Source organism: Halalkalibacterium ligniniphilum (assembly GCF_000334155.1).
In the GTDB taxonomy this organism is placed as follows: domain Bacteria; phylum Bacillota; class Bacilli; order Bacillales; family Bacillaceae_D; genus Halalkalibacterium; species Halalkalibacterium ligniniphilum.
On the sequence record NZ_ANNK01000010.1, the window covers coordinates 21,958 to 35,385 of the forward strand.

Annotated in this window: 15 protein-coding genes; all 15 read left to right on the forward strand. The window is 43.9% G+C overall.

The genetic code is table 11. The features are described from left to right. Positions 1-422: 422 nt before the first annotated feature. Positions 423-2,684 (forward strand): S8 family serine peptidase, encoded by a 2,262-nt coding sequence (locus BLT_RS0101100; RefSeq protein WP_017725990.1) that lies wholly within the window; start codon positions 423-425, stop codon positions 2,682-2,684. Between the two features lie 248 nt (positions 2,685-2,932). Then, the gene (locus tag BLT_RS0101105) at positions 2,933-3,160 is read left to right on the forward strand and encodes an AtpZ/AtpI family protein (protein ID WP_017725991.1); all 228 of its coding nucleotides are present in this window, start codon (positions 2,933-2,935) and stop codon (positions 3,158-3,160) included. After that, a complete protein-coding gene (locus tag BLT_RS0101110; RefSeq protein ID WP_017725992.1) occupies positions 3,157-3,549 on the forward strand; it encodes an ATP synthase subunit I in 393 nt (130 codons plus the stop codon). Before BLT_RS0101105 ends, BLT_RS0101110 begins: the two co-directional genes overlap by 4 nt. 4 nt (positions 3,550-3,553) lie before the next feature. Beyond that, entirely contained in the window at positions 3,554-4,264 is a 711-nt protein-coding gene (gene atpB / locus BLT_RS0101115; RefSeq protein ID WP_017725993.1) for a F0F1 ATP synthase subunit A, read from the forward strand. Between the two features lie 69 nt (positions 4,265-4,333). After that, a complete protein-coding gene (gene atpE / locus BLT_RS0101120; protein ID WP_017725994.1) occupies positions 4,334-4,546 on the forward strand; it encodes a F0F1 ATP synthase subunit C in 213 nt (70 codons plus the stop codon). Between the two features lie 86 nt (positions 4,547-4,632). Next, positions 4,633-5,151, forward strand: coding sequence for a F0F1 ATP synthase subunit B (gene atpF, locus BLT_RS0101125; protein ID WP_051045205.1), 519 nt, complete (start codon positions 4,633-4,635; stop codon positions 5,149-5,151). Then, the gene (locus BLT_RS0101130; protein ID WP_017725996.1) at positions 5,148-5,696 is read left to right on the forward strand and encodes a F0F1 ATP synthase subunit delta; all 549 of its coding nucleotides are present in this window, start codon (positions 5,148-5,150) and stop codon (positions 5,694-5,696) included. Before atpF ends, BLT_RS0101130 begins: the two co-directional genes overlap by 4 nt. Before the next feature lie 21 nt (positions 5,697-5,717). Further along, on the forward strand, positions 5,718-7,229 hold the full coding sequence (gene atpA / locus BLT_RS0101135; RefSeq protein WP_017725997.1) for a F0F1 ATP synthase subunit alpha: 1,512 nt from the start codon (positions 5,718-5,720) through the stop codon (positions 7,227-7,229). 44 nt (positions 7,230-7,273) lie between these two features. Then, a complete protein-coding gene (atpG, locus tag BLT_RS0101140; RefSeq protein WP_017725998.1) occupies positions 7,274-8,131 on the forward strand; it encodes an ATP synthase F1 subunit gamma in 858 nt (285 codons plus the stop codon). Positions 8,132-8,336: 205 nt separating this feature from the next. Continuing rightward, positions 8,337-9,749: a F0F1 ATP synthase subunit beta gene (gene atpD / locus BLT_RS0101145; protein WP_017725999.1), complete on the forward strand. Its 1,413-nt coding sequence runs from the start codon at positions 8,337-8,339 to the stop codon at positions 9,747-9,749. A 154-nt stretch (positions 9,750-9,903) separates the two neighbouring features. After that, positions 9,904-10,305 (forward strand): F0F1 ATP synthase subunit epsilon, encoded by a 402-nt coding sequence (locus BLT_RS0101150; protein WP_017726000.1) that lies wholly within the window; start codon positions 9,904-9,906, stop codon positions 10,303-10,305. A 591-nt stretch (positions 10,306-10,896) separates the two neighbouring features. Next, positions 10,897-11,265 (forward strand): NADH-quinone oxidoreductase subunit A, encoded by a 369-nt coding sequence (locus tag BLT_RS0101160; protein WP_026104922.1) that lies wholly within the window; start codon positions 10,897-10,899, stop codon positions 11,263-11,265. Beyond that, entirely contained in the window at positions 11,256-11,771 is a 516-nt protein-coding gene (locus BLT_RS0101165) for a NuoB/complex I 20 kDa subunit family protein (RefSeq protein ID WP_017726003.1), read from the forward strand. The genes BLT_RS0101160 and BLT_RS0101165 overlap by 10 nt, the downstream gene beginning before the upstream one ends. Further along, positions 11,768-12,460: an NADH-quinone oxidoreductase subunit C gene (locus tag BLT_RS21150; RefSeq protein WP_017726004.1), complete on the forward strand. Its 693-nt coding sequence runs from the start codon at positions 11,768-11,770 to the stop codon at positions 12,458-12,460. The genes BLT_RS0101165 and BLT_RS21150 overlap by 4 nt, the downstream gene beginning before the upstream one ends. 3 nt (positions 12,461-12,463) lie before the next feature. Next, positions 12,464-13,428, forward strand: a 965-nt coding sequence (locus BLT_RS0101175) for an NADH-quinone oxidoreductase subunit D (RefSeq protein WP_017726005.1), incomplete at its 3' end; no start/stop codon positions are given.

Below are 13,428 nucleotides of genomic sequence, written 5' to 3' on the forward strand. Positions count from 1 at the left end.
CGAAAAATCTCTAATGAGGAATTCAAACGTTGAAAAAAACGACGAGATGTTCATACTGGCACGACTCTGAGTAATGATACTTTCCATAAACCACAGCTGGGAAGTTGTTTTTTTATGCGTGAAATACCAAAGCGTTTGGCGCCAACGTCTTACGCTTTCTTATTTAAAGATGACATGAGAAAGCTTTAGAAGCTGTTATTTTCTTGTCAAGTTTTGTTTAAAAGCTTAGAAAGGGAGAAGATTTCAAAGGTTTTTAGCTGCTGGTGCCAGCGGCTCACGACACCTCCTATGAAAACAAAAATCGTTTGTCACCGCTAGAATCGAGGCTTGGCTTTCTCTGATTACGATTTATTTACATGAAAGAATAACTTTTTCCATATACTAGGGCACATACCGAGACGACTGGGAAAGGGTGTCCAACAATGAGAAGGCTGATCGTCGCATTCATCATCGGAATGACCTTGCTTTGCTATACAAGTTCATGGGCGCTTGCAGTTAATGATCCAGATCATCCGCCGCTTTCCTTAGCAATGAGGGACGGTGAAAAAGAAGCGGTTGTGATTGTTCTTGCAAATAAAGAAATGGAAGAAACGATTGCGAACGTGAAGGCAGCTATTCCATCAGGGAAAATAAGAAAAACCTTTCGCCTTCTCGAAGGCTTTTCCTTTCAGCTTCCAGAATATGAGCTTGAGCACTTAGATGGGGTTGACGGGGTTGAACGAGTAGACAAAGTGAAGACATATGAAGCGATGCTCGATGAAAGCGTGCCTTTTATTGGGGGAGATGATGTACGCAGCATACTTGATAAAGACGGGGAGCGTTTAACTGGAGAAGGGGTGAAGGTGGCGGTCATTGATACGGGCATTGATTATCATCATTCAGATTTAAAAGATAGCTACAAAGGAGGCTATGATGTGGTGGATGATGACAATGACCCGATGGAAACCGTCTCAAGTCAAGGAGAGCCAACCCTCCATGGAACCCATGTTGCTGGCATTATTGCGGCAAATGGCAAAGTAAAGGGTGTGGCTCCAGAAGCGGAGATTTACGCCTATCGAGCTCTCGGTCCAGGAGGCCAAGGGACGACAGAGCAAGTAATTGGGGCGATTGAAAAAGCAGTTGAGGAGGGAGTTGATATCATTAACCTCTCCCTAGGGAATACGGTCAATGGCCCTGATTGGCCCACAAGTATTGCATTGGATAAAGCGGTAGATCAAGGGGTCGTCTGTGTTACCTCCAACGGAAACAGTGGGCCAAAAATGTGGACGGTCGGTTCACCTGGAACATCGACGAAGGCAATCTCTGTCGGTGCATCCGCCCCTCCGGTTAAAACTCCGTATTTAACCGTGTTTGGAGAGGAACAAGAGATTGCTCTTTCAAATATGAGTGGTGGACTTCCTTGGACGTTAAAACGGGATTTCCCTCTTGTCGATGCAGGATATGGTACAGAAACAGAATGGGACACAGTAAAAGCGGAAGGAAGCATTGTTCTTATAAAAAGAGGGCTGATACCATTTACAGAGAAAGCGGTGCGGGCGAAAGCTGCAGGTGCAAGGGCAGTCATCCTCTACAATAATACACCTGGCCCCTTTGTCGGTGTCATTGAAGGCGGGGTGAAAATTCCTGTCGTGAGCATTTCAAGGGAAGATGGAGAATGGCTGCTTGAGCAAATCAGCCATCAAAAGGACAAGCTGACCTTACGAACCATTTATCGAGAAGAAGAGGATTTTATTCCTCCTTTTAGTTCGAGAGGACCGGTAACCTATACGTGGGAAGTCAAGCCTGATGTCGTTGCCCCAGGTGTAGACATTGATAGTACGATACCTAAAGGCTATCTCGGGTTGAACGGGACGAGCATGTCAGCACCTCATGTAACAGGAGCGGCAGCACTGTTAAAGCAAGCACATCCAGATTGGTCACCTGAACAAATAAAAGCAGCATTAATGAATACAGCGAAAAAGCTAATTGACCAAAATGGTGAACCGTATCTTCCGCATGATCAAGGCGCCGGACGGATACAAATAGAAAAAGCTCTGCGAACAAAAACCATTGTCTATCCTGGAGCTGTGACATTTGGAAAATGGTCAAAAAATGACCCGAGAGAAAAAAGACAGATCATATTAACGATTGAAAATCACGATACAGTGGCAAGAACCTATCATGTCCAACCACCGTTTGATATCCCAGATGGCTTGCAATGGAAGGTGCCTTTCGCTACAACGATCCAGCCAGGCAACAAAAAAGACGTCATCGTTGAAATGGATATGCTTCCCTCTGTGCTTGAATCAGGCCTGCACCACGGGGAAATCACCGTGGAGGGTGGGGAGGAACCATTGTCAATTCCTTACGTCTTTTTCATCGAAGAGCCGGATTATCCACGAGTCATGGCGTTTCACTTTGAGCATGGGGATGAGCCTGATACCTATCGCTATGAGCTTTATTTACCTGGAGGAGCTGAAGAGGTAGGAATTGCTTTATATGACCCTGATACCTTTAAGTTCATTGATTTCCTTGATGTCAAACGAAATGTAGGTAGAGGTATGCTGCAGGAGGAATTTCATGATTTGCCGTTTGAGGAAGGTGTGTACAAAGCACTTGTTTTTGCAAGGCAGGATGGTCAGGAAGACACTTTTGAGGCATGGATTTCGATTGGAAATGAGCTACTTCCGCCCAAGCAATACTGATAAAAGCAAACAGGTCTCGCTTAACGGAAGCAGAGACCTGTTTTCCCTAAAAATGCTTATTTAACAGGATTTTTGTCTGAATTATGAACAAATAAATATGAGGCTTTTATCCGTTGTTTTTATGAGGAAAACGCATTGACATGAAGTGCCCCCTATTGTACGATTACAAAGGATGTTCCATGACAGGGTTTTCAACTTTTTTTGAGTGGAAATATTAGCTCCGGGTCATTTGAGGAAGGAGCGGTATCATGCCATCTAAAAATCGGAATCCATGGCGAGCAATGGTGCTCGTCTCGATTGTTTCCTCTTATATTGCCGGCGGCGTCACTGTTGGTGTCCTTATTGGTTCTTGGTTAGGGGAACGCTTCGGTGCAAAGCCTTTTTTCCTCATATTTTTTCTCTTGCTCGGGCTTGGCAGTGGTTTTTATGGCGTTTACAAAGTAATTCAACCGTTTTTAGGAGACGATGATTCATGACCGCTTTGCAGACAAAGATGAAAGGATACTCCTTTGTTTTAGGAAGCTTGGCTGTACTCTCCCTAATCGGTTATGCTTTAACACCCTACCCATCCTATTTCCTTGGATTTTTTGTAGGTCTTTTTTTTGGCTTTTTAAATCTTTGGACAACCTACAGAAAGGCAGTTATCATAGGCGGATTCTCAGCTGAAACGTCTAAAAAATCTCTCCTTTCATATGGCATGGCAAGTTTGGGAATGGTGATTCGGATTGGTTTGGCGATTACGGCTGTAGCGCTTGCCCTAAAGTTTCCTGAGAACATTCATTTACTTTCAGTCATTGCAGGGTTTTCCCTGATTTATGTCATTATCCTATTAGATTTGATATTACAATTTGTGCGAAAGAGGTGAGATTATGCATGAATCTCCTATAAGAGAATTTATGGGTTTGACGTTTAACATGTCCACCGTCTTAATGACAACGGTAGCTTGTATTATCGTGTTCCTCATTTGTTACATAGGGTCACGACGCTTAGCCATGAGACCTTCCGGGTTACAAAATTTCTTGGAATGGGTCATTGACTTCGTTCGAGGCATCATTAAAGCAAATATGGATTGGAAGACAGGAGGTCGCTTTACCGCTCTTGCTTTCACATTGTTGTTCTTTGTGTTTGTGTCGAATATGCTCGGGATTCCATTTGAAATTTATAATAAAAATACGCATGAAGTTTGGTGGAAGTCACCAACCTCTGACCCAGCATTAACGTTGAGCTTGGCCGCTCTCGTTATCTTAATGACACACTACTATGGCATTAAGCTAAAAGGCTTCGGTGAGTATGCAAAGGACTATATCCGTCCTGTACCATTTTTGCTTCCATTTAAAATCATCGAAGAATTTGCCAATACGTTAACATTAGGCATGCGTCTTTTCGGTAACGTTTATGCAAAGGAAATTTTAATGATATTACTCGTAGGTTTAGGAACCTCTGGAGTAATGGGAGCTTTTGGAGCGTTTCTGCCAACGATTCTATGGCAAGCGTTCGGTATGTTTATTGGTACCCTTCAAGCATATATTTTTGCGATGCTTGCAATGGTGTACATGGCACATAAGGTTGAACATCATTAAACAATGCTCGTTTTTTTGAGCGTTTAAATATTATTAACTAAAATTTGAATTTTCAAGGAGGATTTTATTATGTCTTTATTAGCAGCTGGAATCGCGGCAGGTTTAGCAGCGGTAGGTGGTGCTATCGCGGTAGCATTAATCGTAAAAGCAACTTTAGAAGGTGTCACTCGTCAACCAGAACTCCGCGGAACTTTACAAACACTTATGTTCATCGGGGTACCTCTTGCAGAGGCGGTTCCGATTATCGCGATCGTTATTTCATTCTTACTTTTATTCCAATAATCGTCGTTGTGATTTTCCATAATATCATGTCGGCAAAATAGGTAAAAATGGCGACAGCGTTCTATTTTGAACCTTCGCCATTCCTTATGTATCGTCACAGAAAGGAGTGGCTCCATTTGTTTGATATTAACTGGGGTTCGATTATATATCAATTAGTTGCTTTTCTTACCCTTTTAGCGCTTCTAAACAAGTTTGCCCTTAAGCCATTAATGGGCGTCATGCAAAAGCGCGAAGAAATGATTAATGAACAAATTGATTCTGCTGAAAAAGATCGCAAAGCGGCTCAACAGTACCTCGAAGAACAACGCAAAGAGGTAGAGAAAGCTCGTCAAGAAGCACAAGAAATTATTCAAAATGCGAAAAAGCTTAGTGAACAACAAGGTCAAGATATTATTAAAGCAGCTCGTGATGAGGCAGAACGTTTGAAGGATGCAGCTCTTGCTGAAATCGGACGTGAGAAAGAACAAGCAGTCGCTTCCCTACGCGAGCAAGTTGCTTCCCTATCCGTTCTCATTGCTACAAAAGTGATTGAAAAAGAGCTTGATGAGAAAGAACAAGAGAAGTTTATTCAGGAATATCTTAAAGAGGTAGGCGAAGAGCTATGAGCAACCATGCGGTAGCGAATCGTTATGCTGTTGCTCTTTTTCAGGTGGCTCAAGAAAAAGGTACAGTTAAGCAAGTTGGAAGCGAGCTTCAGCTTGTAAAAGACGTCATTGCTGCTACACCTGCCGTCATGGATGTGTTAAATCATCCCAAAATAGCGGTAGAAAAAAAGCAAGAACTGATTCGCACAAGCTTTAATGAAGCACTAAGCGAGACGGTTCTTCAAACGCTTTACTTGCTGATTGAACGCAGACGTACTGACATTCTTATTCCATTTATTAATAAATTCAAAACTCTTTCTTATGAAGCGCAAAACATTGCTGAAGCAAAAGTACTCTCTGCGAAGCCATTAACAGACGAAGAGAAGAAGCAGCTTTCTGAGCTTTTTGCACGGAAATTAGGAAAAGATGAATTACTCATTGAAAACGTGGTGGAAAAAGACCTTATTGGCGGACTCAAGATTCGAATTGGGGACCGTATTTACGATGGAAGTGTCAAAGGTCAACTTGACCGCCTGCAACGTGAACTCATTGTAGGGAAACGTTAGTAGAAGATAGGGGTGAATGAAATGAGCATTAAACCAGAGGAAATTAGCTCTCTTATTAAGCAACAGATTGAAAATTTTCAGTCTGATGTTCAAGTTCAAGATGTAGGAACGGTTATCCGTGTCGGTGACGGGATTGCCCTTGCTCATGGCCTCGAAAATGTCATGGCTGGTGAGCTCCTTGAATTCTCGAACGGGGTTATGGGGATGGCTCAAAACCTTGAAGAGAACAACATCGGGATTATTATTTTAGGACCATATTCAGGCATTCGTGAAGGGGACGAGGTTAAGCGAACTGGCCGCATCATGGAAGTCCCAGTTGGAGAAGAACTGCTAGGACGCGTTGTCAATCCATTAGGTCAACCAATTGACGGTTTAGGTCCAATCGAAACGTCAAAAACTCGTCCAATTGAAAGTCCAGCTCCAGGGGTTATGGACCGTAAATCGGTTCACGAACCACTTCAAACAGGGATCAAATCAATTGATTCCATGATTCCAATTGGTCGTGGTCAGCGTGAGTTAATCATCGGTGACCGTCAAACAGGTAAAACATCGATTGCCATTGACACGATCATTAACCAAAAAGACCAAGACATGATTTGTATTTATGTTGCAATTGGTCAAAAAGAATCAACGGTTTCAGGCGTTGTCGAAACATTACGTCAACGTGGCGCCCTTGATTATACAATTGTCGTTTCTGCAGGTGCATCTGAGCCTGCACCACTTCTTTTCCTTGCACCGTATACAGGGGTATCAATGGGAGAAGAATTCATGTACAACGGCAAGCACGTGCTTGTGATCTATGATGATCTTTCAAAACAAGCAGCTGCATACCGTGAGCTTTCACTACTTTTACGTCGTCCTCCAGGTCGTGAAGCATTCCCAGGGGATGTATTCTACCTTCACTCTCGTCTCTTAGAGCGTGCAGCGAAGCTAAGCGATGCAAAGGGTGGCGGTTCGATTACGGCTCTACCTTTCATTGAAACGCAAGCAGGTGACGTATCTGCCTACATTCCAACGAATGTTATCTCCATTACAGATGGCCAGATCTTCTTACAATCTGACCTTTTCTATTCAGGGGTGCGTCCGGCGGTTAACGCAGGTTTATCCGTATCACGTGTAGGGGGATCTGCCCAAATTAAAGCAATGAAAAAAGTTTCTGGTTCCCTGCGTCTTGACCTTGCTGCATACCGTGAGCTTGAAGCTTTCGCGCAATTTGGTTCAGACCTTGATAAAGCAACACAAGCGAAGCTAAATCGTGGTCAACGTACAGTTGAGGTCTTAAAGCAAGGACTTCACCAACCACTTCCAGTAGAGAAGCAAGTAGCGATTATTTACGCACTTATTAATGGCTTCTTAGATGATATTCCTCTCGAAGATGTTCAACGTTTTGAGGCGGATCTATTCACGTTCCTTGATCATAATAAGAAAGAATTACTTGAGCACATTCGCACGACTGGTAACCTTCCAGAAGATAGTGAGTTCAAAGCTGCGATTGAAGAATTTAAAAAAGGCTTCAACGTTTCTAAAAACTAAGCGGTGTAAGTGAACCAGTTTTTGCGAAAAGGTGGTGAAATAGTATGGCTTCATTACGGGATATTAAATCACGGATTACGTCGACAAAAAAGACAAAACAAATCACAAAAGCGATGCAAATGGTTGCAGCTGCGAAATTGAACCGTGCCCAGCAAAACGCTCAGTCGTTTTTACCGTACACGGAAAAAATTCGTGAGGTGGTTGCAAGTATTGCTACAAGCAGCACAGATGTTTCTCATCCGATGCTTGAAGAACGCCCTGTGAAAAAGACAGGCTACATTGTCATTACGTCAGACCGTGGGCTAGCTGGAGCGTATAACAGTAGCATCACGCGTGCTCTTTTTAACAAAATTAATGAGCGACACAAGTCTCCAGATGAGTATGGAATCATCGTTATGGGTCGAATCGGTCGTGATTTATTTAAAAGACGCAATCTTCCAGTCATGCAGGAAATCGTTGGTTTACCGGACCAACCGGAATTCAATGATATTAAGAACATTGCTCGTACAACGGTTGAAATGTTCGCAGATGGTTTATTTGATGAACTATACATTTGGTACAACCATTTTGTGAGCCCAATTACTCAACAAGTAACAGAGAAAAAAATTCTCCCATTAACAGACCTGTCTGAAAATGAGAGCAACGCTTCTTATGAGTATGAACCAAACGAGCAGGTGATTTTAGAGCAATTGCTGCCACAGTACGCAGAAAGCCTTATTTTTGGTGCTTTGCTTGATGCAAAAGCCAGTGAATTTGGTGCGAAAATGACAGCAATGAGTGCGGCTACCGATAACGCATCTGCTTTAATTGATGAGTTGACGCTCTCTTACAACCGAGCGCGTCAAGCGGCAATTACTCAGGAAATCACCGAAATTGTCGGCGGTGCCGCAGCATTAGAATAAATTTTTTCGGGTCAATAGGGTGTGATTCACTCAAAGGGTCACACCAGCCCACACACATAAAAGATTGGCGTGTAGCCAATAGGAGGGTTCCCTTTTACCTTGAAAAAACCAAAAGGGACTGCAGGAGAACAACGAGCAAAGAGCAAAGAGCTGTTGTTTATCAGCAAAAACATGGCGTGTAGCCATTAGGAGGGAAAGGAAAATTATGAATACAGGTCGCATTACTCAAGTAATGGGTCCAGTTGTTGACGTAAAATTCAACAGTGGACAGTTACCTGCACTCAATAACGCATTAACGATTGAGCAAAAGGGTTCAGATAAAAATGCGGTTGACGTCAAGGTAACACTTGAAGTGGCGTTACATCTTGGTGACGACACCGTTCGGACGGTAGCGATGGGTTCTACAGACGGACTTGTTCGTGGAACGGAAGTTGTTGACACAGGTGCGCCAATTTCTGTACCTGTCGGTGAAGTAACACTTGGTCGTGTCTTCAACGTCTTAGGTGAAACAATTGACTTGGATGAACCGATTGCCGCAGATGCAAAGCGTGATCCAATTCATCGTCAAGCTCCGAAATTCGAAGAGTTATCAAACCAAACAGAAATCCTTGAAACAGGGATTAAAGTTGTAGACTTACTTGCTCCTTACATTAAGGGTGGTAAGATCGGTCTCTTCGGAGGTGCCGGTGTAGGTAAAACGGTTCTTATCCAAGAGCTTATCAACAACATCGCTCAAGAGCACGGCGGTATCTCAGTATTCGCTGGTGTTGGTGAGCGTACACGTGAAGGTAATGACCTTTATCATGAAATGACTGATTCTGGCGTTATCAAGAAGACGGCGATGGTATTTGGTCAGATGAATGAGCCACCTGGTGCGCGTATGCGTGTTGCGCTTACTGGACTAACAATGGCCGAGCACTTCCGTGACAAAGACGGTGCGGACGTTCTTCTTTTCATCGACAACATTTTCCGGTTTACACAAGCAGGTTCTGAGGTATCGGCCCTTCTTGGACGTATGCCATCAGCGGTTGGTTACCAGCCAACACTTGCTACGGAAATGGGTCAGCTTCAGGAGCGTATTACGTCAACGAAAGTCGGTTCTGTTACATCAATCCAAGCGATTTATGTACCTGCCGATGACTACACGGATCCGGCTCCTGCAACAACATTTGCGCACTTAGATGCAACAACAAACCTTGAGCGTAAGCTATCTGAGATGGGGATTTACCCTGCCGTTGACCCACTTGCGTCAACATCTCGTGCCCTTACTCCAGAAATCGTTGGAGAAGAGCATTATAGCGTTGCTCGTCAAGTACAGCAAACCCTACAAAAATACAAAGAGCTTCAAGATATCATCGCGATCCTCGGTATGGATGAGCTTTCAGAAGAAGACAAGCTAGTCGTACACCGTGCACGTCGCATCCAGTTCTTCTTGTCTCAAAACTTCCACGTAGCTGAGCAGTTTACGGGACAACCAGGCTCATACGTACCTGTAAAAGAAACAATCAAAGGCTTCAAAGAAATTCTTGAAGGTAAGTATGACGATCTTCCAGAAGACGCATTCCGTCTTGTTGGACGTATCGAAGAGGTTGTTGAAAAAGCGAAGCAAATGGCGTAATGACTCATTTGTGTCACATAGCGCAGAAGAGCGGGTTGCTTAGCACTCGCTCCCTGTATATGTGGAAGAACCGTCACGTGTTTTAGTGATGCGTGCGGAAGACGCTTTTTCGTTTTGACTTAGACAGGGAGTTTTGCAAAAAGGAGGTTTTACAATGCCAACATTACATGTCAACGTTGTAACTCCTGATGGCAAAGTGTACGAAGGCGATGTGGATATGGTGAGTGTAAAAACGGTTGAAGGTGAACTCGGTATCCTTCCTCGTCACATCCCCCTTGTCGCTCCGCTTACAGTTGGAGCTGTGCGCTTAAAGAAAGATGCGAATGTTGATTTTGTTGCAGTGAGTGGGGGCTTCGTAGAAGTTCGTCCAGACCAAGTAACGATATTGGCGGAAGCAGCTGAATTGCCTTCAGACATCGACGTTGAGCGCGCTCGTTCTGCAAAGGAACGTGCTGAAAAGCGCATCAATAATGCAAAGCAAGATGGAATCGACCATAAGCGAGCTGAGCTTTCCTTACGACGTGCGATCAATCGCATCGAAGTTGCTGAGAAATAGAAGTTCGTATGGACATAAAAAGGAGTTGTTGGCCATAGACCAAACTCCTTTTTGTTTTGGCCATCATCGCAAGAAAAGGAGGAACAAACTTAACGAAAAGCCAAATTTTGTTTGTCCTTCAGAGAGTTGGAGAGCTTGTCGCTTTTGAAGCGGACACAGGTTCCTTTTTATGTGAAAAAAGATACGTTTGTAGGCTAGAAGTGTACTGGGCTATTTGCAGAAAGTATGGCTAATGAACAGGGGCTTTGACTAAATAAGGGATCCTAAGCCCGGATCGAGTAATATCAAGAGCGTTTTTTCACAATTAGAGGATGACATGTCCGTTAAAAAAGCAAATGAAGGTAATGATCCGATTGGGAGCATATAAATAGAGCACATACGAAAATAAGAATTTTTACCATTTTTTCCAATCTATTAATGGATTCATAAAACCATTGATTTAAAAGGAAAGAGGGGGCTCTTATCGTTAAATATGGCAAAACTGTGGCGGTCGACACAGGCTAGACGATTTGTTATAATGAAGGCGATTACATAAGTTTGCTATATTTAGAAGAAGACTTTGTTGTAGAGGGGGCCAAAGCGTTGAATGGCATGGAAAATCTCTATCAAAATAACTACATTGTCGTCTCTGTTTTTGTAATAGTCGGAATATTGCTACCTCTTATAGCTTTAACGTTGGGAAAGCTTCTACGTCCTCATCGACCAAGCTCAGAAAAGCAAACAACCTATGAAAGTGGAATCGAACCAACAGGTGGGAGCTGGGTCCAATTCAATGTTCGTTACTATATGTTTGCCCTTCTTTTTGTCCTCTTTGATGTGGAAGCTGTTTTTTTATATCCGTGGGCTGTTGCTTATGATGACTTAGGTCTCTTTGCTCTCATAGAAATGGTTATTTTTATGTTCATGCTTATCATCGGTTTACTCTATGCTTGGAAGAAGAAGGTGTTAACATGGATTTAGATTTGAGCTCCTTAACGAAGGCGGAAAAAGCTGAATTAGAGCAGAATGTTTTCTTTGTGACATTGGAACAAGTAAAAGGATGGGCTCGAAGCAACTCCCTTTGGCCCCTTACATTTGGCCTTGCCTGCTGTGCCATTGAAATGATGGGAACGGGTGCATCCCATTATGATCAAGACCGCTTTGGTGTAATCTTTCGCACCTCACCACGTCAGTCTGATTGCATGATCGTATCCGGTACGGTCACCAAGAAAATGGCCCCCATCCTACGTCGCCTCTATGATCAAATGCCCGAGCCTAAGTGGGTGATTGCCATGGGGTCCTGTGCAACCGCTGGTGGTCCGTATGTGAAGTCATACGCTGTTGTCAAAGGTGTTGACCAAATTGTTCCAGTTGATGTGTACATACCTGGTTGTCCTCCAAACCCTGCAGCCCTCATCTATGGCATTAATAAACTCCAAGAAAAAATTCGCAAGCAGGCGAAGCCCGGGAAGAGGGTGAGCCGGTGAGCGATGAATTAGCGAAAGCCAAAGCAGCGGCAGCAGCGAAGGCAAAAGCCGCCGCATTGAGAAAACAGCGAGAAAAAGAAGTGGAAGAAAAAAGCCCTGAAGAAATCGCGAAAGCTAAAGCAGCGGCAGTTGCCAAGGCGAAAGCCGCCGCTGCGGCAAAAGCACGGACCAAAGCTGGAGGTGAAGAACAGGTTGAAGAGAAGCCACCGCCACCATCTATAAATGAACCGTTGCTTAACAAGTACATCAAAATGATTCAAGAAAGGATTGGAGATGAGGCCTTAGAAGCTGCCTATATAAACCGCTTGGCGAAAGAGGTACCAACCCTTGTTGCGAAAAAAGAGACGTATTTTCAAGTGGCTCAATGCTTAAAGGAGCAGCTCCATTTTGACTATTTATCAGACTCTCACGGGATTGACTACGAGACTCATATGGAGCTTTACAATCATCTTTATTCGTTTACACAAAAAGAAAATGTTGTCCTAAAAGTAAAGCTTGAGCGGGATGAGCCTGTGATTCCTTCGCTCACGCCCTTGTGGCAAGGTGCCAATTGGCCAGAGCGAGAAACGTATGATTTGTTAGGGATCACCTTTACAGAGCATCCGAATTTAACGCGGATTATGATGCCAGACTCGTGGGTCGGTCATCCCCTACGTAAGGACTATGAGCCTCATGATGAGGAGGTCTAACCAATGATTCGAACAGAGGAAATGCTATTAAATGTAGGTCCGCAGCATCCAAGCACACATGGAGTGTTTCGTCTTGTCGTAAAAATTGATGGAGAAATCATCAAAGAGGCGACCCCCGTTGTTGGCTATTTGCACAGAGGAACAGAAAAGCTTGCGGAGAAATTACAATATACACAAATTATCCCCTACACCGATCGGATGGATTATCTTTCAGCGATGACGAATAATTACGTCATTTGCCATGCAGTTGAGACAATGATGGATTTAGAGGTGCCTGAGCGGGCAGAATACCTACGTGTCATTGTTATGGAGCTTGGTCGTGTAGCAAGTCACCTCGTTTGGTTTGGTACATATTTACTTGATATAGGCGCCATGAGCCCATTTTTATATGCATTCCGCGAGCGTGAAGCGATTATTAATCTCCTCAATGAGCTATCAGGGGCAAGGCTAACCTTCAATTACATGAGGGTAGGCGGGGTGAAATGGGATGCGCCTGAAGGATGGCTAGAAAAGGTTGCTGCCTTTGTTCCGTACATGCGCAAGGAGCTTAACGGGTATCATGAGCTCGTTACAGGGAACGAAATCTTTGTGAGCCGTGTCAAAGGTGTGGGTACCTATACGAAGGAGGAAGCTTTGCAATACTCGTTAAGTGGTGCCAATCTTCGTTGCACAGGGATAAAAGCTGACCTTCGAAAGGACGAACCGTATTCCATTTATGACCGTTTTGATTTTGACATTCCGGTTCAAGAGGGAGGGGACTGCTGGGCGAAATATCTTTGCCGGATGGCGGAAATGGAAGAGTCGCTAAAGATCGTCGAGCAGGCACTGGCCCAGTTTCCAGCTGAAGGTCCGATCATGGCAAAAACACCACGAATCATCAAACCGCCAGTAGGAGAAACCTACGTGAGAATTGAGTCACCACGGGGAGAGATTGGCTGTTACATAGCGAGTCAAGGAAAGAAAGAACC

Coding starts and splice junctions, on each gene's coding strand:
- BLT_RS0101100 (WP_017725990.1), top strand. CDS start 423: ATGAGAAGGCTGATCGTCGCATTCATCATCGGAATGACCTTGCTTTGC.
- BLT_RS0101105 (WP_017725991.1), top strand. CDS start 2,933: ATGCCATCTAAAAATCGGAATCCATGGCGAGCAATGGTGCTCGTCTCG.
- BLT_RS0101110 (WP_017725992.1), top strand. CDS start 3,157: ATGACCGCTTTGCAGACAAAGATGAAAGGATACTCCTTTGTTTTAGGA.
- atpB (WP_017725993.1), top strand. CDS start 3,554: ATGCATGAATCTCCTATAAGAGAATTTATGGGTTTGACGTTTAACATG.
- atpE (WP_017725994.1), top strand. CDS start 4,334: ATGTCTTTATTAGCAGCTGGAATCGCGGCAGGTTTAGCAGCGGTAGGT.
- atpF (WP_051045205.1), top strand. CDS start 4,633: ATGTATCGTCACAGAAAGGAGTGGCTCCATTTGTTTGATATTAACTGG.
- BLT_RS0101130 (WP_017725996.1), top strand. CDS start 5,148: ATGAGCAACCATGCGGTAGCGAATCGTTATGCTGTTGCTCTTTTTCAG.
- atpA (WP_017725997.1), top strand. CDS start 5,718: ATGAGCATTAAACCAGAGGAAATTAGCTCTCTTATTAAGCAACAGATT.
- atpG (WP_017725998.1), top strand. CDS start 7,274: ATGGCTTCATTACGGGATATTAAATCACGGATTACGTCGACAAAAAAG.
- atpD (WP_017725999.1), top strand. CDS start 8,337: ATGAATACAGGTCGCATTACTCAAGTAATGGGTCCAGTTGTTGACGTA.
- BLT_RS0101150 (WP_017726000.1), top strand. CDS start 9,904: ATGCCAACATTACATGTCAACGTTGTAACTCCTGATGGCAAAGTGTAC.
- BLT_RS0101160 (WP_026104922.1), top strand. CDS start 10,897: ATGGAAAATCTCTATCAAAATAACTACATTGTCGTCTCTGTTTTTGTA.
- BLT_RS0101165 (WP_017726003.1), top strand. CDS start 11,256: ATGGATTTAGATTTGAGCTCCTTAACGAAGGCGGAAAAAGCTGAATTA.